The organism is Bartonella sp. TT67HLJMS (assembly GCF_042193375.1).
GTDB classification, from domain to species: Bacteria; Pseudomonadota; Alphaproteobacteria; order Rhizobiales; family Rhizobiaceae; genus Bartonella; species Bartonella grahamii.
This window is the reverse complement of the sequence record NZ_JBHILP010000005.1, coordinates 87,919-108,135: the sequence shown is the minus strand read 5'-3', so window position 1 is coordinate 108,135 and position 20,217 is coordinate 87,919. Positions and strand designations below refer to the sequence as shown.

Below are 20,217 nucleotides of genomic sequence, written 5' to 3'. Positions count from 1 at the left end.
GATTTTTAAAAATAATTAAAGTAAAATGAAGTGGAAAGAACAAGCTGTTATTCTTGGTACACGCCAATATGGTGAAACAAGTGTTATTCTTGAGGTTATGACACGTGAACATGGTCGTTATATGGGAGTGGTAAAAGGGGGGCGATCGCGTCGTATGGCTGCTCTTCTTCAACCTGGAAATTTTGTGGAGGCTGAATGGTGGGCTCGTTTAGAAGAGCATTTGGGACTTTTTCGGCTTGAAGCTCTTGATTTACATGCGGCAAGATTAATCTGTCTACCAGAAGCACTTTATGCTTTGCAATTGATAGCTTTTCATTTGCGACTTCTTCCCGAACGTGATCCGCACCCCGTTTTATATGATATTTTACACCTTTTTATGCAGAATTTTGATGAACCATTTGTAAATGCAGAATTGCTTGTACGTTTTGAAATGCGGCTTCTTGAAGAACTTGGTTTTGGTCTTGATTTATCTTGTTGTGCTGCAACAGGTCGTCAGGAAAGGCTTCGTTACGTATCACCAAAATCTGGACGGGCTGTCTGTGAAGAAGCAGGGGAACCTTGGAAAAAAAAGCTTCTCATTCTACCACAATTTCTTGTGCAAAGAACAACTCGTCCTACTGATTCTAGTGACATAATAAATGGTTTTATACTGACGGGTTTTTTTCTTATGCGTCATGTCTGGGAGCCACGAGATATAAAGCAGCCGTCAGTACGCATGAATTTGATACAATTGTTTGAGCGCCAATTTGGTATACAAGCATTAATTTATTGATCTGATGATAATTGAATGGGAAAATGAAAGTTTTAAAGACAATTGCTGAAGTCCGACAATATACTTCAGAGGAACGACGTTTAGGTTTTTCGATTGGTTTTGTTCCAACAATGGGGGCATTGCATGATGGTCATCTTGCATTAGTACAGTATGCAAGAGCAATGTGTGATCGCGTATTGGTTTCTATTTTTGTCAATCCAAAGCAATTTGGACCTCATGAAGATTTTGCTCAATATCCAAGAGACTTGAAGGGCGATTGTGCTTTGTTAGAAGAAGCAGGTGTTGAATGTGTTTTTGCTCCTTCTGTAGATGAAATGTGGCCACTGGGAAATGATACAATTGTGCAAGTGAAAAAATTATCACGTATTTTGATGGGAAAATTACGTCCAGGGCACTTTTGTGGTGTGACAAGCGTTGTTGCTAAACTTTTTAACATTGTCCAACCAGATAAGGCTTTTTTTGGGGAAAAGGATTTTCAACAAATTTTAATTATTCGGCGTATGGTTGAAGATTTGGCTTTTCCTATTGAAATTGTTGGAGTTCCTATTCTACGGGAGTCAGATGGTGTAGCTTGTTCTTCACGCAATCAGTTTTTAACATTAGAAGATCGTAAAGCTGCCAAAATTATTCCTGAAAGTGGGAAAGCAGCTGAAAAGCTTTACCATGAAGGTGAACGGTCGGTTGATAAATTATGCAAAACTGTTCGTGATATTTTACAACAAGAAACGCGTGCAATCATTGAAGCAATAGATTTACGGGATATGGAAACTTTATGCGTGATTAAAGGAACATTGAATAAACCAGCAGTTTTACTTCTTACTGTTCGCTTTGGAGAGGTAAGGCTGATTGATCAATATATATTGCAAGAGAAGGGCGGAAAATGAGTGTACATAAAACCGTAAAGCGTATAACATCTTCCGAAATACGTGCAAGAAAGGGACAACAGCCAATTGTTTCTTTAACAGCTTATCAAGCTTATACTGCGCGGATTGCTGATCCATATTGCGATATCCTTTTGGTTGGTGATAGCGTTGGTATGGTTGTGTATGGGTTTGAGACAACGCTTCCTGTTAATTTAGATATGATGATTTTACACGGACAAGCCGTGGTGCGTGGATCTCAAAAAGCTCTTGTGGTTATTGATATGCCTTTTGGCTCTTATGAGGAAAGTCCAGAGCAAGCTTTTTTTAATGCATCGCGTATTCTTGCTCAAACGGGGTGTGGTGCAGTTAAGCTTGAAGGTGGTGTTTATATAGCGGAAACAATTGATTTTTTGTGTAAACGTGGCATTCCAGTGATGGGGCACATCGGTCTTACACCCCAGGCGGTGAATCGTTTTGGTGGTTTCAAAACACAAGGACGAAAACAGAGTGATTGGCAAAGAATTGAAGCCGATGGGGCTGCAATTGAGGAGGCCGGTGCTTTTGCTATTGTTTTAGAAGGGATTGTCGAACCTTTAGCAGTAAAACTGACAGAAAAGCTTTCTATCCCTACGATCGGTATTGGTGCATCCAATCAGTGCGATGGACAAGTATTGGTTATGGAAGATATGTTGGGCTATGGTGCTCATGTGCCAAAATTTGTACGCCGTTATGGAGACCTTGAACAAGCCATGGAAACTGCAATAAAGAATTATGCAGAGGATGTCACATCTCGTGCTTTCCCAGCGGATAATGAAGTTTATAAACTAAAATAAACTTCAGTTTAAGATGAAAAGTTTGACAAGGGAACATTTGTTATTTTGATAATGAAAGTGCATTATTTCATATATTTTGTATGCAATTTGAGCTGTGATTTTTTCCATTTCTTTAATGGAGTCACTCCTCTCATGCAAAACAGAACGCCATTGGGTTGCTAAGTCATGTGCTTTTTTTAAGAAAGCTTTCTTAAGGAACTCAACTCCTATTTCGCGACGGCTTTTGTGAATGGTATAACGGTAAAGCTCCTATGAAGTGTACACTTTACAGAGCACTAGCATCTTTACGCTTCATAAGAGACATTTCAAATTCTTTCTTTAAAAGTTTTTACCCATATGCCGGTCCCACTTATGACGTGCAAGAGAATGATTTTGATTGATTCAATATAAACAGATTTGAAATGAGTGAATCTCACGATATTAGGGGCTCTTATTCAACATGAAAAAAACAATGAATTATTATTATAAATCAGTGTGATGAGTCTTTAATGATAGGGAAGAAACAATGCGAAGAGTCTATAATCTTTGGGCATCCAAGTCATTGAAGCGAGTTAAAAATGCGTTTTCAATTTGTTGGGTAGAATAGGGGTATAAATTAAGATCATCGGGTAAAATATTATTGGGAGAGCCAAAATAGCGAAGGGCTTCTTCTGTACTAAATCCAGCAAGCGTAATCGCTTCATAATATGCAGCGATACGGTCGGCTTGTTTGATTTTTTTTAAAAGTTTTTGAGAAAGATCAACGGGGAGAGAAAAGCGCATGTGGATAGCATCTTGGATGTCCTTTTCAATGCGTTCATATTGTTTTCCTATGACAGCTTTAAAGGGGGAAATCATATCGCCGATGACATATTCTGGAGCATCATGAAGAAGAGCATAAAGACATTCGTTGCTTCCCGATTGTGGAAAAAGTTTTTGAAATATTTGTTCAACCAAAAGTGAATGTTGTGCAACAGAATAGGCATGCTCCCCTCGTGTTTGACCGTTCCAACGTGCCACGCGAGAAAGTCCATGGGCAATATCTTCAATTTCAACATCAAAAGGAGAAGGGTTGAGAAGATCAAGTCTGCGTCCAGAGAGCATTCTTTGCCAAGCGCGTGCTTCTCCATTTTTTAATAATTCAGCTTTAGCCATGCGTATTTTCTATAGTATTTTCAGGAAAGGTAAAATTCATATTTTCAGCAATGTTTATAGTGACAGGAATGTTTTTTACAGTAAAGGGGATGTTATGGTCCATAGAATCTTTGACGTGGTCAACACGCATTAAAGCGAGAGCCTCATTTTCTACACACGTTCCCAAGTAGCCAAGCACTTTTGTTCCTGCTTCAATGCTAGATTGAGGGGTTAATTCACACTGGCCTTTTACAATAAAAATACGGCGACGTGCTGCACGGCGGTGGTGCATTCGTGAAACAATTTCTTGTCCAATATAACATCCTTTATTGAATGAGAGTCCATTGATTTGATCGTAATTAATATCATGAGGAAAGACTTTGCCAACTTCATAGTCTTGACCACTTTCCGCAATTGCATAACGGATACGCAATTGATTCCATGTATCATGATATTCTGAAGTCAAAAAAGGTTTTTTGCCATAGATTCGTATTATTTTTTCTTGTTGTGGGAAGCGTTTATCAACAAAACTTGAATCAAAATTTAAAGTATCTGATTCATTATTCAAAGAAACCGTAACAAGCTCTTGTAATGGTTGTGTAATTTCTACTTTTTTACGCAGCTTATAGAGTAACAGACGTTGGTGAAGCGTATCAGCTAAAGGCATTCTGATATCAATCAGGTAACCATTTTCTTTTTTTCCGATAAGAAAATCAGCAAGAACCTTTCCTTGTGGGGATAAAAGGGCTCCAGGGAAAAGTTCCTGTGGACTGATTTTTTTTACATCTGTCGTGATCAAGGATTGTAGAAAATCTGTTGCTTCTTCGCCTGTAATTTGAATAAGTCCGCGGTTTTTTAAGCAAATGGCATTTTGTTTTTCAATCATGGTTCTTGCCTTTCTGCTCAAAGTTACATAATCGATAAGTGAGCAATATGTAAGGAGCGTGGCTATGTTTAAAACATTTGATACAATTTTTAAAGGTGCAACACTTGTGAATCATGATGGAAGAAGCAAGCGTGATATTGGTATTACAAATGGTCGTATTGCTGAAATAGGCAACCTTACATGTGCATCGGCTAGTGAGGTCATTGATTGTACGGGGCTTCATATTTTACCAGGAATTATTGATAGCCAAGTGCATTTTCGTGAGCCAGGAAATGAATATAAGGAGGATTTGGAAAGTGGCTCGTATTCTGCTGTGTTAGGGGGTGTTACGGCAGTTTTTGAAATGCCTAATACCAATCCGTTGACAACATCAGAAGAAACATTAAACGATAAGGTTAAACGCGGATTTCATCGAATGCATTGTGATTTTGCATTTTGGGTTGGAGGAACGCGTGAAAATGCCCATGAACTCTCTGAGTTAGAAAGACTTCCTGGTGCGGCTGGAATTAAAGTCTTTATGGGGTCCTCTACCGGTGATCTTTTGGTTGATGATGATGAAAGTGTACGCCTTATTTTGAAGAATACACGCCGTCGTGCAGCTTTTCATTCTGAAGATGAGGCGAGGCTCAAAGAGCGTAAAATATTGCGTATTGAAGGGGATGCATCATCACATCCGATTTGGCGTGATGAAGTTGCGGCATTAAAATGTACGCAGCGTTTGGTAAAAATTGCCCATGAGACAAAAGCACGGATTCATGTGTTACATCTTTCGACAGAAGAAGAAATTGATTTTCTAAAAAAACATAAGGATGTTGCAACAATTGAAGTGACACAACATCATTTGACTCTCACGGCTGATGATTATAAGAAGTTTGGTACATTAATTCAGATGAATCCGCCTATTCGTGAGTCGCGCCACCGTGAAGCTCTTTGGTACGGTGTTCAACAAGGAATTATTGATGTCTTAGGCTCAGATCATGCGCCTCATACTCTTGAAGAAAAACTTCAACCTTATCCCTCTTCACCTTCAGGAATGACAGGGGTGCAAACAACAGCAGCAATTATGTTGACACATGTGAATGAAGGAAAAATATCTCTTGAACGTTTTGTTGATCTCACTTCACATGGCCCTAGTCGTATTTTTGGTATAAGCTGTAAAGGGCGCATTGCTGTTGGGTACGATGCTGATTTAACCATTGTTGATCTTAAGAGAGAAGAAATTATTACGAATGGCTTAATTGGTTCGCGTGCCGGTTGGACACCTTATGATGGTCAAAAAGTTAAAGGTTGGCCTGTTGGGACTATTATCCGTGGTATGCGCGTTATGTGGGAAGGTGAAATTGTCACACCTTCACAAGGAGAGCCTGTTAAATTTATGGAAACTTTGGTGTAAACAGATTAAAAAGTATGCCGTAAAATATCATCTTTTAGAGTGATGATATAGGGTATGTCAGCCTCTTTGGCACATAAGTGTTTTTTTATGCGTGGTGAATATTCTTAGGCTTATTTGTAGAAACTATGAAGCAAATTACATGAGTGGGAAGCCAAGAGGAAACTTGTTCACAAGAGCCTAGATTATTTACAGAGCAAATTTAGTTAACAATCTTCATCCTTTGAGGTGTGGGGAGGAAGCCAAAGAACGATTTTGTATAGGGAAAAAGGCGCTCATACGAATAAAAGCGTATCGAGACATTATTCTTTAAAAGTCTCTCTATTTTCAGAGCTGGTTTATTGCTCCCCGCATTTGTGAGAGGAATATCATTGATATCGCTAAAATGGAGAAAGATACTTTTTGTATAGATTAATTATTTATAATGCATGAGGAGGTTTTCAGATAAAATTCTTCCTTCCTCTATGTATCTTTGATTGGCTTCAATGGCTGCTTGTGTACAATGGTGATAATTTTCTGAGAAAGCACGATACGCTTCATTAAACGCTTCATAAAAATAAGCACGTCTTTGTGGAATGGGGTGTTCTGCTTCAATTAGTGCATTCATATAATCATACCATTGGTTTGTTGGAGGCTCGCAAAGATTTTGGAGAGAATGCAATGATCCCAAAATTTCTGCTAGTCGGAGTAATTTTTTTTCATAAGGTGGAGATTGTTGCGCAAAGGTTGGCATTGAAATGACAAGAAATATTAAAATAATGATGTTCATCAATCTATTACGCATTATTTTTATTGCTTTCTTTGAATAAAACTCTGTACAGATAAAATAATTTTGTCATGAGAACGGTGTAAAAAAAATAGAGTTAATTGCTACATTATTCTCAATTATTGATTATAAAATATAGGGCGTAAGAGGCAGTAAGGAACCCATTGTGGAATATTGAAAATACTGACGAAGCTTTGTGTGGTTAAAAATTTAAGATTTGCTTCCTGAAAGCTATCTATTTTTCACATAGGTTTATATTGTGTTGCCTATAGAATTTTTTCTAAGCTCGTTTTCTTTAAGAAGGGAAAGCATCTCTAATGATAGAATGCTTTTGTTCAATCAAATAAAATAGATTGTTTTTATGATAAATGATGGATACAGCCGTGAATACAATGGGAAAATGGTAAGAAGAATTTACTATAAGAAAAAAGTTTTTAGCCTAAACCGCGTAATACGATAATTTGAGATAAGATGCATCTAAAAGGAGCGGTACATAATATCGTCCATGGAGTCAATAATGAGAGAGTTGCGATTTTATAATACGCTGACACGTAAAAAAGAAAATTTTACACCAATAGATCCGACAAGAGTACGTCTTTATGTTTGTGGTCCGACAGTTTATGATTATGCGCATATAGGAAATGCACGCCCTGTTATTGTTTTTGATATTTTATTTCGTTTATTGCGTCATGTTTATGGCAATGAACATGTTCTATATGCGCGTAATATTACAGATGTTGATGATAAAATTAATGCACGAGCAGCTTTTGAATATCCAAACTTGTCATTGAATGACGCTATTCGTCAATTAACAGAACGTACATATTTCCAGTTTCAACAAGATACAATAGCACTTGGTTGTCTATTACCAACCAGTCAGCCGCGCGCAACCGAGCATTTAGAGGAAATGCGCTCTTTAATTGAAAGATTGCTTGAAAAGGGGCACGCTTATAAAGCGGAAAATCATATATTATTTTCTGTAAGTAGCATAAAAAATCCTCCCCACTATGGGGCATTTGCAAATCGTTCTTTAGATGAAATGAGGGCGGGGGCGCGTATTGATGTTGCTGCTTATAAAAGGGAAGAGATGGATTTTGTTTTATGGAAACCTTCTGTGGAAGGGGAGCCAGGTTGGGAATCGCCGGCCGGAATTCCTGTTTTAGGTCGTCCAGGTTGGCATATTGAATGTTCTGCGATGTCAATGGCAAAGTTATTAGCGCCCTATGGCGGTGGTTTAACCTGTGATGATCCGACCGCGAATGTTTTTGATATCCATGGTGGTGGACTTGATTTAATTTTTCCTCATCATGAAAACGAGATTGCACAAAGTTGTTCAGCTTTTGGGACGGAGCGAATGGCAAATTTTTGGATGCATAATGGTTTTTTACAAGTTGAAGGCAAAAAGATGTCGAAAAGCTTTGGCAATTTCATAACTATTCGTTCTGTTTTAGAGAATAATTTTTTGGAGTTTAATGGTATTTTAATCGATGAAATGAAGAAAAATTGGGCTGGTTTGTCTGCGCGTTTTTCGATGTTGCAAACGCATTATCGTGAACCATTAAATTGGACAGCGCAGCGTTTAATACAATCGAGTGGCGAACTGTATCGTTGGTATGAATTGCTTCGCAGCAAAAAAAGTGAGATGGAAAACAATGAAGCAATTAATGATACTTTGATAGATGCACTCAGTGATGATCTTAATACTCCAAAAGCACTGACTCTTTTGCGAAAGTTTTATAAAGAAGGGAATGCGCTGGCTCTTTCTAATGGGATGAATTTATTAGGACTATTACGACAAGAATGGATTAAAGAAATAGACTGCCCATTATTTATAAAAAAAACTTTTCTTGATTCAAAATTTATTGATCAACGTATTGCTGAAAGGCTACGACTTATCCATAATAAAGAGTGGGAAGCAGCGGATACAATTCGTGATGAGCTTGCAGCCGAGGGGGTTCTTTTAAAAGACAGTAAGGATCCGCAGAGTGGTGAGCGCATAACTGTGTGGGAAATAAAACGATTTTAATTTTCCTATTCCAGCAGCTTACATAAATAAAGGGAGGAAAGTTTGATGGAATTTTTATATCATTATGGATATATCGCGCTTAAGCTGGCTGTAGGTCTTGTTGCCTTCTTATTTATTTTAAGAACGACGGGGCGGGGCAGTCTTAGTCAGATGACACCAGTTGATTTGGTCAGTAATTTTGTTATGGGAGGTATTATTGGAGGCGTTATTTATAATCAGAATATTAGTAGCATTCAATTATTGCTTGTTTTACTCATCTGGCAAACCTTGATTACATCTTTTAATTTTTTTGCACGCTATTCAGTTTTTTTTCGTCGTCTTATTGCAGGGCGGAATGTTACATTAGTTTTAGATGGGGTTTTCCAAATAGATAAGATTAAGAACTTAGGGATCAATGTTAATGATCTCATTACGATGTTACGTCTTAAAGGGTGTCACTTACATGAAGCCGCTTTTGTTCGTTTGGAAACCAATGGTGATTTCACTGTCATTAAAAAGGAAGAGGGGAAGAAATCGACGATTTTAATAGAAAATGGTGAAGTTATTGATGATGGACTTAAAGAGATTGGTAAAACAAAAAAGTGGCTTCAGGCAGAATTGAAAAAAAACCATGTAAAAGTTGAAAATTTATTTGCAGCAGAGTGGTATGAAAATACAGATCAAAATAATAAATTGTATAGTGGATTATTTCTTGTTCCTTTTTCAAAAACAGTCTAACTTTGAATAACGAGTGGGTATAGCTTATTGGAAGCGTAATGAAGAGATAAATCTATAAACAACCACAGGGGGGTATTTTGCCTTTTTCGTGTGGATGATAGAGAAGTAAGGACTTTATGAAACGCAATGAAATGACAAAAACTGTATCATCAGATACAGGCAGAACTCTGCACACACTTTACAATTTATGGCCCTATATGTGGCCAATAGGGCGACGTGATCTAAAAATACGTGTGCTATGGGCAATATTTTATCTTGTTTTGGCTAAGCTCGTTCTCATATCTGTACCGTATTTCTTTAAATATTCTACGAATGTGCTTGATTCAAGCTTTCAGCTACCTGAATGGTTCCCATCCAGTTTGATTATTCCCATCATGCTCGTTTTGGCATATAATGTCGCACGTATTATGCAGGCTGGATTAAATCAATTACGGGATTCTCTTTTTGCCACTGTTGGTCAATATGCTGTTCGTCAATTGGCTTATAAAACCTTTGTACATATGCATGAGTTATCCTTGCGATTTCATTTGGAACGCCGAACTGGTGGGCTTTCTCGTGTGATTGAGCGTGGTACAAAAGGAATTGAAGCGATCGTAAGATTTTCAATTCTGAACACAGTACCGACAGTTCTAGAGTTTATATTGACGGCACTTGTATTTTACATAAGTTATGGGTGGAATTATCTTCTCATCGTTGTTGCAACGGTTGGATTATATATCTTGTTTACCATTAAGGCGAGTGATTGGCGCATTCGTATTCGGCAACAAATGAATACAGCAGATACTGAGGCCAATACGCGTGCAGTTGATTCTCTTTTGAATTTTGAAACGGTGAAATATTTTGGCAATGAAACTCTAGAAGCCGATCGATTTGATGCTTCTATGGTAGGTTATGAAAAAGCCGCAACAAAGATTTGGACATCGTTAAGCTGGCTTAATTTTGGTCAGGCTCTTATCTTTGGTATTGGAATGACGATCATGATGCTGATGTCAGCTTATGAAGTTTTTTATAAAACACAAACTTTGGGTGATTTTGTTTTTATTAATGCACTTTTAATGCAACTTTCCATTCCACTGAATTTTATTGGTTCAATTTATCGTGATATTCGACAAGGTTTAACGGATATTGAAGCAATGTTTGATCTTTTAGATGTTCAGAAGGAGATCGTTGATAAATCGGATGCTAAACCGTTAGAGATAAGCGATGGGACCATTCGTTTTCATCAGGTAAAGTTTTCCTATGATTCGACACGTCAGATTCTCAGAGATATTGATTTTGAAGTTCCTGGAGGAAAAACAGTCGCCATTGTCGGTCCATCTGGTGCAGGTAAATCAACTATTTCTCGGTTGCTTTTTCGGTTTTATGATGTTGACGCGGGTTCTATCACAATTGACGGGCAGGATATTCGTGACGTAACACAAAAGAGTTTGCGTGAAGCGATTGGCATGGTCCCACAAGATACAGTGTTATTTAATGATACAATTGCCTATAATATTTGCTATGGGCGTCCAAGTGCTACAGATGAAGAAATGCGCAAAGCTGCTGAAATGGCACAAATATCAAAATTTATTGAAATTTTACCGGAAGGTTTTCAGTCTATGGTAGGAGAGCGAGGTCTCAAATTATCAGGTGGTGAAAAACAACGTGTGGCTATTGCACGGACACTTTTAAAAGCCCCCCCACTTCTTATTCTAGATGAAGCAACATCGGCTCTTGATACGGCGACGGAACAGGAAATTCAACAAGCATTGGATATTGTAAGCCGTGGACGTACAACATTGATTATTGCTCACCGTCTTTCTACTGTTATCAATGCTGATGAAATTTTGGTTCTTAAAAGTGGTCGTATTATTGAAAGTGGGGCGCATACAGAGCTTTTACGCAAGAAAGGTTTATATGCTTCAATGTGGAATAAGCAGCTTGAAGCATCGAAAGCTGAAGAAAAATTACGTAAAATACGTGAAGAAGATGAGACGAGTATTGTTAATCGTAAAAAATAAATAGGGCAAAATGTAATCTATATCTTTATATGGAGTGATTGATTAAATACATAAAAAGATACAAGAGGAACAAAAAGATTTGTTGCTTGTTTAAGTTTACGATGAATAGGAAATTATATGAGTATTCTGCAATCTTTCCATAATAGCTTTGTACCGGTTCATAAAGAGGGTTATCCTTTTATTGTAGCGTTTTTTGTTATTTCGCTCATTCTTGGTTGGATATGGAGTCCGTTGTTTTGGTTTGGTCTCGTTCTCACGGTGTGGTGTATATACTTTTTCCGTGATCCAGATCGTGTGATCCCTTTGAATTCAAATTGGGTTATGTCGCCTGCCGATGGGCGTATTTCATTTGTGGAATCATGTGTTCCACCTGAAGAATTAGGATTAGGGAAAGATGAAATGATCCGTATTTCCATTTTTATGGATATTTTTTCATGCCATATTAATCGTATTCCTATCAGTGGTACAGTAGAGTCTATCATTTATCATCCAGGTCGATTTACCAATGCTGAGTTTGATAAAGCTAGCCAGTTTAATGAGCGTAATGGGATGGTAATTGATAGCAAACATGGTAAAATCGGTATCGTACAAATAGCGGGAATGGTTGCACGCCGGATTGTTTGTTGGTCAAAAGAAAACGATGCCGTTATGACTGGTGAGCGATTTGGATTGATTCGTTTTGGTTCTCGCCTTGATATTTATATACCAACTGAAATGAAATTGCGTGTTGCAGTTGGACAGACAGCAATTGCTGGAGAAACAGTTTTGGGTTCTTTTGATGATAAGAGTGCCACAACGGACTTCAGATACGATTAGGACTCACAATGAAAAATTTTTCGCCATTTTCTTCATTCAATCCTGAGGGGCAGCATGATGATGTTGCAAGTCGGCGGCGTTCACCTACATCAATGCGGTATGTCATTCCCAATATCATTACTATTTTAGCAATTTGTGCAGGGATGAGCAGCATTCGTTTGGCTTTTGAACATCGCTATGAAGCTGCTATTTTAATGGTGCTTTTGGCCGCAGTTTTAGATGGTGCTGATGGTCGCATTGCCCGTTTAATAGATGGTAGTTCATCTTTTGGGGCACAGATGGATTCTCTTGCTGATGTTATAAATTTTGGTGTTACCCCTGCACTTATTGTTTATTCCTTTATCTTGAATCAAGCAAATCACATTGGTTGGGTTGCAGCCCTTGTTTATTGTGTTGCTTGTTGTTTGCGATTAGCACGTTTTAATGTGATGTTGGATAACACCAATATACCTAAGTGGCAGAAAAGTTATTTTGTTGGTGTTCCAGCACCAGCAGGAGCATTACTCCTTTTATTGCCTACCTATTTAGGCGCTCTTGGTTTGGTCCCCAATTGGGGGTGGGCATTATTTTTTAGTCTTTATACTGTAATTATTTCTTTTCTTTTGATTAGTCGTTTACCAGTATGGAATGCAAAAACAATTGATCAAAATTTAAGGCGCGATATCGTTATACCGTGCATGTTGGTCATTGTTATTTATGTCGGTTTTCTTGCGACTTACACATGGAAAACTTTATTGATTACAGCTGTTAGCTATATGATTTTTCTCCCCTGTAGTTTTATCGCTTATAATAAACGTGCTACTTTAGAAGAGAAAAAGGCTGATACTAAAGCTATCCAAGAATCATAAAGTGTTTCATTCTTCTGTTGAGAAGCACAGGAAAAAGAGAGAGTTAAACGATTTACTTCTCCGATGATGATCAGTCAGGTACATGATAATCTACAAACCGATTTTTATGGACATTAAAGAGTTTTCCAGTTTCTTTTAAATCAGGTGATAACAAATGTACTATCTTTTTTGCAACCTCTTGTGGTGAAGGGAGAGTTTGTGGATCTTCACCGGGCATAGCTTCAGCGCGCATGGCAGTGCGTGTGGCACCAGGGTTGACACAATTAACCTTTATAGGGGTTTGTTTGAGTTCTTCTGCCCAACAGCGGGCAATCATCTCTAAAGCCGCTTTAGAGGCTGCATAAGCTCCCCAGAAAGGGCGCGCAGCATGCGCAACGCTTGAGGATAACAGAATGGCTCGTCCAGCATCAGATTCTCGTAATAAAGGCTCAACAGCTTTCATTAAGCGCCATTGGCTGAAAAGATTTATTTGAAAAACATCTTCAAATACCGTGTTTTCTATATGCGCTATTGGTGAGAGTGTTCCAAGGATTCCTGCGTTTGCAACGATAATATCAAGTTTTTTCCAGCGTTTTGCAATTGAGATAGCAAGAGTATCGATGTTTTCCATATGATGCAAGTCAAGGGGAACAAGGGTTGCATGAGCCCTTTTTTCTTGGATTTGATTATCTAATTCAGTAAGTCCACTGACTGTTCGTGCAAGAGCAATAATATGAGCGCCGCGTGCAGCAAGCTCGAGTGCCAAATAATAACCAATTCCTCTTGATGCGCCAGTAACAAGTGCAACACGCCCATGGAGACTAAAGTCACATTTTGTCATCATTAATCTCTTGTTTTAAGAACAGATGATTGATGAGTTTTGGAGAGGTTTTCTTGATCAACCAGCTGCGTAGGATAATATCCAGTAAAATAATGGTCAGTAAATTGTGGATCGGCGTTATTCCGTTTTTCCCCTGCTACAGCAAGATATAATCCATCCGTTGAAAGAAATTCTAATGAATCCGCTCCAATAAAATCACACATAGATTTTAAATCTGGATATTGATTTGCTAAAAGGCTTTCAACTTTAGGTGTATCAATACCATAAAAGTCGGGATAGAAAATCATAGGGCTAGAAATGCGCATATGAACTTCTTTTGCTCCTGCATCACGGAGCATTCGCACAATTTTAAGAGATGTTGTTCCACGTACAATAGAGTCATCGACAAGAATAACACGTTTTCTTTCAATCACAGGACGGTTTGCAGAGTGTTTTAACTTGACACCAAAAGCACGAATTTGTTGTGTTGGTTCGATAAAAGTACGACCAACATAGTGATTACGAATAATACCAAGCTCGAAGGGAATTCCAATTTCTTGTGCATAGCCAATTGCAGCAGGAGTTCCTCCATCAGGAACAGGAACCACAACATCACCCTCACAAGGGGCTTCCTGTGCTAAACGGATTCCCATATTTTTGCGTGTTGCATAGACACTACGCCCTCCAACGATTGAATCCGGACGGGCAAAGTAAACATATTCAAACAAGCAAAGTTTTTCTGGTTTTTCATTTTTTGGTTTTATAATTTTTTTAGTAATTTCCCCATTTTTTTGTATTTCACATATGATGATCTCCCCATTTTTAACATCACGGACATACTTTGCTCCAATAATATCAAGAGCACAAGTTTCAGAACAAAAAATAGGCTTACCATCAAGTTCCCCCATCACGAGGGGTCTAATCCCTGTTGGATCGCGTGCAGCAATAAGCTTTGTACGCGTGAGCGCTAACATAGCATACCCACCTTCTACTTGCCGAATTGCATCAACAAAACGATCAGAGGACGATTCATAACGTGAGCGGGCAATAAGATGAAGAAAAACTTCTGAATCTGATGTTGATTGACAGATAGCTCCAGAAGCGATGAGTTCACGGCGTAATGTAAGACCATTGGTAAGATTACCATTATGAGCAATAGCAATGCCTCCAGCTTTCAACTCAGCAAAAAGGGGTTGAACATTGCGTAATGCTACTTCTCCAGTTGTTGAATAACGGGTATGTCCAATAGCGCGATTTCCTGGTAAGCGTGCAAGTGTTGTAGGATTGGTATAGTGATCACCAACAAGACCTAAATGCTTTTCTTGATGAAACATTTTATTATGGTAGGAAACAATACCAGCCGCTTCTTGCCCACGATGCTGAAGTGCGTGGAGTCCAAGAGCTGTTAATGTTGCTGCATCTTCATGCCCAAGAATACCAAAAACGCCACATTCTTCATGAAGGGTATCATCATCTAATGAAAATTCTTGACAGAAAACATCACTCTTTATCATCATATTCTTTCAGTTGTGATACGAAGGAATCATTAATATCACATTCTACATCATTTAGTTCTCTTTCCTCATGAAAAACTATTCTCTATTTTTTAAAATTATCTTTTCATGAGAGTGTTGCTCATACGTATGTTTATTGCTGTCTTTAAACAAATTTTCCGCCTTTTCGAGAACCGATCCAATATCTTTTGGGAGTATTTCCCAAACTTTTTGTCCTAGTGAATCTAAAATAGGCCTTGTTTTTGCATTTTTTAACCAATTCGCTTGAAGCTCGGGTTTAATCAGTGCATTAATCAGCAATATACCGATGACCATGATAAGTAAACCGCGAAGTGCTCCAAAAATAAAACCAATAGCACGGTCAAGGATACCAATTCGACTATCAATAATAAAATCAGAGATCTTCATTGTAATAATTGAAGTAATAATGAGAACAATAATAAAAATCGTGACCAATGTTGTGATCAATGCAATCATTTTATTAGAGAGATAGTGTTCAAAGAAAGGTAAGACAGGCTTGAATAAAAACAGTGTCGTAATAGCTGCAACTGCCCAAGAAATCAACGATAACACTTCACGTGAAAACCCTCGAAGCATAGCAAGAAAAGCGGACAACAGGATGATTACTACGACAATTCCATCAAGGATTGTTATGATCATTTGTTTGTTCCTTATACATAAAGTTGTGTTCTTCTAAGTCTATGTGCAAATATATTTTTTGTTCTTATAGCAAGGATCTTTTGTATTTTATAGAGTTTTTTCTATATTATCATATCTATGGTGCAGATCATTTTTTACTTACGGTAAGAGTAGCAACGAGTTCGGGAAGGTCGGAGAAAGTTTTTTGTTGAAAATTGAGCGACTTCATCATTTCGGTTGTTGTTGTGGGATGAAATGCTCCTTGAAAGCCGAGTTTTTTTGCTTCATTGATGCGCTGTGCTGAATGTGAAACAGCGCGGGTAGCTCCTGAAAGACTGACTTCACCAAAATATACATAATCCGTTGGCAATGCGATATTGGCAAGAGAGGATACCAAAGCAGCGGCTACAGCTAAATCGGCAGCGGGTTCTGATATGCGATATCCACCCGCTACGTTCAGATAGACATCATGCTGTCCAAAACGAATGCCGCAATGGGCTTCTAAAACGGCAAGAATCATAGAAAGGCGATTTCCATCCCATCCGACAACCGCACGTCTTGGTGTCCCAAGGGAAGAAGGAGCAACAAGCGCTTGAATTTCTACGAGTATCGGGCGTGTCCCTTCCATTCCCGCAAAAACAGCAGCACCTGGTGCTTTTTCATTACGTTCTCCTAAAAACAATTCGGATGGATTTATCACTTCGCGTAATCCTTTATCAGACATTTCAAAGACACCAATTTCATCTGTTGGTCCGAAGCGATTTTTTACAGTTCTAAGAATGCGATAATGATGTCCTCCTTCACCCTCAAAATAGAGAACGCCATCAACCATATGTTCAACAACTCGAGGACCAGCAATTTGCCCATCTTTTGTAACATGACCAACAAGAACAACGGCGGCTCCTGTTTTCTTGGCAAAGCGGATCATTGCTTGAGCACCGATACGTACTTGTGTGACAGTGCCGGGTGATGAATCTGCTGTATCTGACCATAGGGTTTGAATCGAATCGATAATCACCATGTCAAGGTTTTTATGTTCGCTTAAGGTTGCCAGAATATCTTCAACATTGGTTTCAGCAGCAAGTTTCACTTCTGTATTGTTAGCTTCAAGCCTTTGTGCGCGCAGACAAATTTGCGCAATAGCCTCTTCACCTGAAACATAGATGACATTATATCCTTTACGTGATAAAGCAGCGGCTGTTTGTGTCAGCAATGTTGATTTACCAATACCCGGATCACCTCCAACAAGGAGTGCTGATCCACGGACAAAGCCCCCACCGGTAACACGATCAAGTTCAGCAATACCAGAATGAATACGTGGAGCATCTTCGATATTTCCAGAAAGAGATGTGAGTGTGACGATGCGTCCTTTACGAGCACTCTGCTTAGGACCACTTCCTATACCGCTATTTATAGTTTCTTCAACAAGGGAATTCCATTCTCCACAAGCACTACATTTTCCTGCCCAACGAGAATGGACAGTTCCACAATTTTGACAGATAAATTGAATACGATTACGCGCCATGTTGATTTAACCAATTTGCTCTGGAAGATAATTGCTATCGGCCAGATCACTGAATCGTGTGAAATCAGATTGAAAGGCAAGTGGCACGATTCCTGTCGGCCCGTGGCGCTGTTTCGCAATAATAACATCAGCTTTTCCCATAATTTTATCCATCTCATCTTGCCATTTTTGATGTTCCAAGCTACCTAACTTTGGTTCTTCATTTTTGAGATAATATTCTTCGCGATAGACGAACAGAACAATGTCGGCATCTTGCTCAATTGAACCAGATTCACGTAAATCTGAAAGTTGTGGACGTTTATCTGTTCTATTTTCTACTTGACGTGAAAGTTGAGAGAGAGCGATAATAGGAATGTTCAATTCTTTCGCCAATGCTTTTAATCCTGTGGTAATTTCTGTGATCTCTTGAACACGATTTTCTGATGAACGCTTTGAACTGCTTGTCATGAGTTGGATATAGTCAATAAACAAGATATCTAAACCATGTTGTCGCTTAAGACGCCGCGCACGAGCAGCTAATTGCGTAATTGATATTCCCCCAGTTTGATCAATATAAAGTGGTGCCTTTTGTAGTTGGTTCACCGCACGAATAATTTTTGAAAATTGTTCATCTGAAATATTACCACGCCGAATATCAGAAGAAGAGACTTCTGTTTGTTCAGAAATAATACGTGTTGCAAGCTGTTCTGAGGACATTTCAAGTGAGAAGAAACCTACAATGCCGCCTTCATTTTCTTGAATATTGGCATTGCGATTATAAGCATTAGCAATATTAAAGGCAATATTGGTAGCCAGTGAGGTTTTACCCATACCAGGGCGTCCCGCAAGGATAATTAAGTCAGATGCTTGTAATCCTCCCATTTTTTCATCAAGTGTTTTAATATGGGTGGCTATCCCTGATAATTGTGAAGAGCGCTTTTTCGCAGCACTTGCCATATCGATAGCTTTTTTGATAGCCTCATTAAAATTTTCAAATCCACCTCCATATTTCCCTTTTTCTGCTAGCTCAAATAATTGATTTTCAACAGCTTCAATTTGTTGGGTAGGCGTGAGTTCTACAGGAGCATCAAAGGCTGTATTGACAACTTGAGTTCCAAGGTTAATCAAAGATCGGCGGATAAAAAGATCGTAAATGACGCGTCCATAATCTTCAGCGTTAATAATAGTGACTGCCTCTGTGGCTAAGCGAACAACATATTGGTATACAGTAATATCTCCAATTTTTTCTTCCATTTGGATATAGGGCTTGATTGTAACTGGATCTACACGTTTTCCTGTTTTAATAAGGTGAGATAAAACATGATAAATTTTTTGATGCAATGGTTCAAAAAAATGTTCTGGTTTTAGAAAATCTGAAACGCGGTCAAGAGAGTCATTGTTGATAAAGATGGCACCAAGCAATGCCTGTTCAGCTTCAATATTATACGGAAGTTGCCGAAAAGAAGGAGAATCCTCTTTTTTTGAAGAGCTGACATTAACAACGTTAGTTTCTTCCATAATATTTTTCCACTAAAATTCCAAGTCTAGCTACTTTAGGCGATAAATTGAAAATCGTATAATTAAAAGAATAGAGCTACAACCCTTCATTTTAAGTTAAAATTATATAATTTTTCAAAACTCTCTTTTCGTTGCTCATTTATCATTTGTGTATTATTTATGTAACGTCTATCTATTTTGTTTTATAATACGTAATTTTAAAGTGGAAGTTTTGGTACTCTAAATTTAAGTATTTTGAAGTTACATGACCTTAAAATTCCAATATCTGTGTAAGTAGAATTACTCTTTTATAACTGAAATTATTTCAGATCATGTGAGGATACAATCAACTTACTGCTCATACAAGCCTTACCTTTAAGGGTAGAACTTTAAATTATTTTTGCTTTATATGCTGGAAACAAAAGATATTTCCTCTTAGTGATATCATCATTATCGGCATGTAATGCCTTTAAATAATATATTGCTAATTCTTTCATAAAAATTAGGTTCTTTATGTATGATAGCCATAAAATACTCAATTTTAAAATGTGAGTATTTTATGAGCAATATTTAAAATAGAATAAAAAATATAAAACAGAAAGCAAAAATAGCAATTAAGCTTCTTGATGAGAACTGTTTATATCGTTGTCATTAATTTCTTCTACCAATAATTCTTCCTGATTTTCTTCTAATAATTCTTCTTGAATATTATATATTTCTTTAGCAGAAGTGAGAGTTTCACCTTCTGCTTGGCGTTGTGCTTCACTGGTAGAACGCGCAACATTAATAATCACAGAAATTTGAACCTCAGGATGTAAGCTAAGAGTGATTGTGTGAAGACCGATCATTTTTATTGGATGGTTAAGTTCGACTTGATTTCTCCCAATAGAAAAGCCTTCATCTGTTATAATTTCAGCAATATCACGTGTTGACACAGAACCATAAAGTTGTCCTGTTTCACCAGCAGAACGAACAACAATGAATGATTGTCCATCAAGTTTTTCAGCAACTTTTTGCGCTTCGCTTTTGCGTTCAAGATTACGTGCTTCAAGTTGTGCACGTTGTATCTCAAAATGTTTTTTATTGGCTTCATTTGCACGTAAAGCTTTACCTTGAGGCAAGAGAAAATTACGCGCATAACCATCTTTAACTGAGACAATATCACCCATCTGACCAAGACGAGGAATGCGCTCAAGTAAAATAATATCCATAGTTTTTCCTTTCGAACAAATAA

Annotated in this window: 18 protein-coding genes; 9 read left to right on the top strand and 9 right to left on the bottom strand. The window is 38.0% G+C overall.

Annotation, left to right across the window (positions count from 1 at the left end; genetic code table 11):
- The first annotated feature begins 25 nt into the window (after window positions 1-25).
- From recO to panB, 3 genes are read left to right on the top strand one after another with little or no spacing between them, the layout of a single operon-like run.
- Window positions 26-772, top strand: coding sequence for a DNA repair protein RecO (gene recO / locus ACFIJQ_RS04410; protein ID WP_375628713.1), 747 nt, complete (start codon window positions 26-28; stop codon window positions 770-772).
- A gap of 23 nt (window positions 773-795) precedes the next feature.
- Window positions 796-1,656 (top strand): pantoate--beta-alanine ligase, encoded by an 861-nt coding sequence (gene panC / locus ACFIJQ_RS04405; protein WP_273788435.1) that lies wholly within the window; start codon window positions 796-798, stop codon window positions 1,654-1,656.
- Window positions 1,653-2,468 (top strand): 3-methyl-2-oxobutanoate hydroxymethyltransferase, encoded by an 816-nt coding sequence (panB, locus tag ACFIJQ_RS04400; protein ID WP_273788436.1) that lies wholly within the window; start codon window positions 1,653-1,655, stop codon window positions 2,466-2,468. Before panC ends, panB begins: the two co-directional genes overlap by 4 nt.
- A gap of 516 nt (window positions 2,469-2,984) precedes the next feature.
- On the opposite strand, the gene ACFIJQ_RS04395 is transcribed toward panB, so the two are convergent.
- Together ACFIJQ_RS04395 and ACFIJQ_RS04390 are read right to left on the bottom strand one after the other, a co-directional pair.
- Window positions 2,985-3,602 carry a YfbR-like 5'-deoxynucleotidase gene (locus ACFIJQ_RS04395; protein WP_375628710.1) on the bottom strand — a complete coding sequence of 206 codons (618 nt, stop codon included), beginning with the start codon at window positions 3,600-3,602 and terminating at the stop codon, window positions 2,985-2,987.
- The gene (locus ACFIJQ_RS04390) at window positions 3,595-4,467 is read right to left on the bottom strand and encodes a YgfZ/GcvT domain-containing protein (protein ID WP_375628708.1); all 873 of its coding nucleotides are present in this window, start codon (window positions 4,465-4,467) and stop codon (window positions 3,595-3,597) included. The genes ACFIJQ_RS04395 and ACFIJQ_RS04390 overlap by 8 nt, the downstream gene beginning before the upstream one ends.
- A 64-nt stretch (window positions 4,468-4,531) precedes the next feature.
- Here ACFIJQ_RS04390 and ACFIJQ_RS04385 point away from each other — a divergent pair, with 64 nt between their 5' ends.
- Window positions 4,532-5,860 carry a dihydroorotase gene (locus ACFIJQ_RS04385; protein WP_273788499.1) on the top strand — a complete coding sequence of 443 codons (1,329 nt, stop codon included), beginning with the start codon at window positions 4,532-4,534 and terminating at the stop codon, window positions 5,858-5,860.
- 412 nt (window positions 5,861-6,272) lie between these two features.
- Here the strand turns inward: ACFIJQ_RS04385 and ACFIJQ_RS04380 are convergent, their stop codons facing one another.
- Window positions 6,273-6,641 carry a TIGR02301 family protein gene (locus tag ACFIJQ_RS04380; protein ID WP_208439587.1) on the bottom strand — a complete coding sequence of 123 codons (369 nt, stop codon included), beginning with the start codon at window positions 6,639-6,641 and terminating at the stop codon, window positions 6,273-6,275.
- Window positions 6,642-7,140: 499 nt separating this feature from the next.
- Here ACFIJQ_RS04380 and cysS point away from each other — a divergent pair, with 499 nt between their 5' ends.
- The 5 genes from cysS to pssA all read left to right on the top strand — a co-directional run bounded on the left by cysS (window position 7,141) and on the right by pssA (window position 13,030).
- Complete coding sequence (cysS, locus tag ACFIJQ_RS04375; RefSeq protein WP_375628705.1) at window positions 7,141-8,649, top strand: cysteine--tRNA ligase; 1,509 nt, start codon at window positions 7,141-7,143, stop codon at window positions 8,647-8,649.
- Window positions 8,650-8,694: 45 nt separating this feature from the next.
- Window positions 8,695-9,366 (top strand): DUF421 domain-containing protein, encoded by a 672-nt coding sequence (locus ACFIJQ_RS04370; protein WP_012754946.1) that lies wholly within the window; start codon window positions 8,695-8,697, stop codon window positions 9,364-9,366.
- A 116-nt stretch (window positions 9,367-9,482) separates the two neighbouring features.
- Complete coding sequence (locus ACFIJQ_RS04365) at window positions 9,483-11,366, top strand: ABCB family ABC transporter ATP-binding protein/permease (protein ID WP_375628703.1); 1,884 nt, start codon at window positions 9,483-9,485, stop codon at window positions 11,364-11,366.
- A gap of 117 nt (window positions 11,367-11,483) precedes the next feature.
- The gene (locus tag ACFIJQ_RS04360; protein ID WP_273788496.1) at window positions 11,484-12,182 is read left to right on the top strand and encodes a phosphatidylserine decarboxylase; all 699 of its coding nucleotides are present in this window, start codon (window positions 11,484-11,486) and stop codon (window positions 12,180-12,182) included.
- Between the two features lie 8 nt (window positions 12,183-12,190).
- The gene (pssA, locus tag ACFIJQ_RS04355) at window positions 12,191-13,030 is read left to right on the top strand and encodes a CDP-diacylglycerol--serine O-phosphatidyltransferase (RefSeq protein WP_273788495.1); all 840 of its coding nucleotides are present in this window, start codon (window positions 12,191-12,193) and stop codon (window positions 13,028-13,030) included.
- A gap of 70 nt (window positions 13,031-13,100) precedes the next feature.
- Here pssA and ACFIJQ_RS04350 read toward each other — a convergent pair whose 3' ends face one another.
- The 6 genes from ACFIJQ_RS04350 to rplI form a co-directional block, all read right to left on the bottom strand.
- Window positions 13,101-13,850 (bottom strand): SDR family NAD(P)-dependent oxidoreductase, encoded by a 750-nt coding sequence (locus ACFIJQ_RS04350; protein ID WP_273788506.1) that lies wholly within the window; start codon window positions 13,848-13,850, stop codon window positions 13,101-13,103.
- 2 nt (window positions 13,851-13,852) lie between these two features.
- A complete protein-coding gene (gene purF, locus ACFIJQ_RS04345; protein WP_375628701.1) occupies window positions 13,853-15,346 on the bottom strand; it encodes an amidophosphoribosyltransferase in 1,494 nt (497 codons plus the stop codon).
- A gap of 75 nt (window positions 15,347-15,421) precedes the next feature.
- Window positions 15,422-16,003: a CvpA family protein gene (locus tag ACFIJQ_RS04340; RefSeq protein WP_375619410.1), complete on the bottom strand. Its 582-nt coding sequence runs from the start codon at window positions 16,001-16,003 to the stop codon at window positions 15,422-15,424.
- A 127-nt stretch (window positions 16,004-16,130) separates the two neighbouring features.
- Entirely contained in the window at window positions 16,131-17,507 is a 1,377-nt protein-coding gene (radA, locus tag ACFIJQ_RS04335; protein ID WP_273788493.1) for a DNA repair protein RadA, read from the bottom strand.
- Window positions 17,508-17,513: 6 nt separating this feature from the next.
- Window positions 17,514-19,004 carry a replicative DNA helicase gene (locus ACFIJQ_RS04330; RefSeq protein WP_273788492.1) on the bottom strand — a complete coding sequence of 497 codons (1,491 nt, stop codon included), beginning with the start codon at window positions 19,002-19,004 and terminating at the stop codon, window positions 17,514-17,516.
- A 593-nt stretch (window positions 19,005-19,597) separates the two neighbouring features.
- A complete protein-coding gene (gene rplI, locus ACFIJQ_RS04325) occupies window positions 19,598-20,194 on the bottom strand; it encodes a 50S ribosomal protein L9 (RefSeq protein WP_375625876.1) in 597 nt (198 codons plus the stop codon).
- Window positions 20,195-20,217 lie beyond the last annotated feature (23 nt).

Coding starts and splice junctions, on each gene's coding strand:
- ACFIJQ_RS04330 (WP_273788492.1), bottom strand. CDS start 19,004: ATGGAAGAAACTAACGTTGTTAATGTCAGCTCTTCAAAAAAAGAGGAT.
- ACFIJQ_RS04380 (WP_208439587.1), bottom strand. CDS start 6,641: ATGCGTAATAGATTGATGAACATCATTATTTTAATATTTCTTGTCATT.
- ACFIJQ_RS04390 (WP_375628708.1), bottom strand. CDS start 4,467: ATGATTGAAAAACAAAATGCCATTTGCTTAAAAAACCGCGGACTTATT.
- ACFIJQ_RS04350 (WP_273788506.1), bottom strand. CDS start 13,850: ATGACAAAATGTGACTTTAGTCTCCATGGGCGTGTTGCACTTGTTACT.
- radA (WP_273788493.1), bottom strand. CDS start 17,507: ATGGCGCGTAATCGTATTCAATTTATCTGTCAAAATTGTGGAACTGTC.
- cysS (WP_375628705.1), top strand. CDS start 7,141: ATGAGAGAGTTGCGATTTTATAATACGCTGACACGTAAAAAAGAAAAT.
- pssA (WP_273788495.1), top strand. CDS start 12,191: ATGAAAAATTTTTCGCCATTTTCTTCATTCAATCCTGAGGGGCAGCAT.
- rplI (WP_375625876.1), bottom strand. CDS start 20,194: ATGGATATTATTTTACTTGAGCGCATTCCTCGTCTTGGTCAGATGGGT.
- purF (WP_375628701.1), bottom strand. CDS start 15,346: ATGATGATAAAGAGTGATGTTTTCTGTCAAGAATTTTCATTAGATGAT.
- ACFIJQ_RS04365 (WP_375628703.1), top strand. CDS start 9,483: ATGAAACGCAATGAAATGACAAAAACTGTATCATCAGATACAGGCAGA.
- panC (WP_273788435.1), top strand. CDS start 796: ATGAAAGTTTTAAAGACAATTGCTGAAGTCCGACAATATACTTCAGAG.
- ACFIJQ_RS04340 (WP_375619410.1), bottom strand. CDS start 16,003: ATGATCATAACAATCCTTGATGGAATTGTCGTAGTAATCATCCTGTTG.
- ACFIJQ_RS04370 (WP_012754946.1), top strand. CDS start 8,695: ATGGAATTTTTATATCATTATGGATATATCGCGCTTAAGCTGGCTGTA.
- panB (WP_273788436.1), top strand. CDS start 1,653: ATGAGTGTACATAAAACCGTAAAGCGTATAACATCTTCCGAAATACGT.
- ACFIJQ_RS04385 (WP_273788499.1), top strand. CDS start 4,532: ATGTTTAAAACATTTGATACAATTTTTAAAGGTGCAACACTTGTGAAT.
- ACFIJQ_RS04395 (WP_375628710.1), bottom strand. CDS start 3,602: ATGGCTAAAGCTGAATTATTAAAAAATGGAGAAGCACGCGCTTGGCAA.
- ACFIJQ_RS04360 (WP_273788496.1), top strand. CDS start 11,484: ATGAGTATTCTGCAATCTTTCCATAATAGCTTTGTACCGGTTCATAAA.
- recO (WP_375628713.1), top strand. CDS start 26: ATGAAGTGGAAAGAACAAGCTGTTATTCTTGGTACACGCCAATATGGT.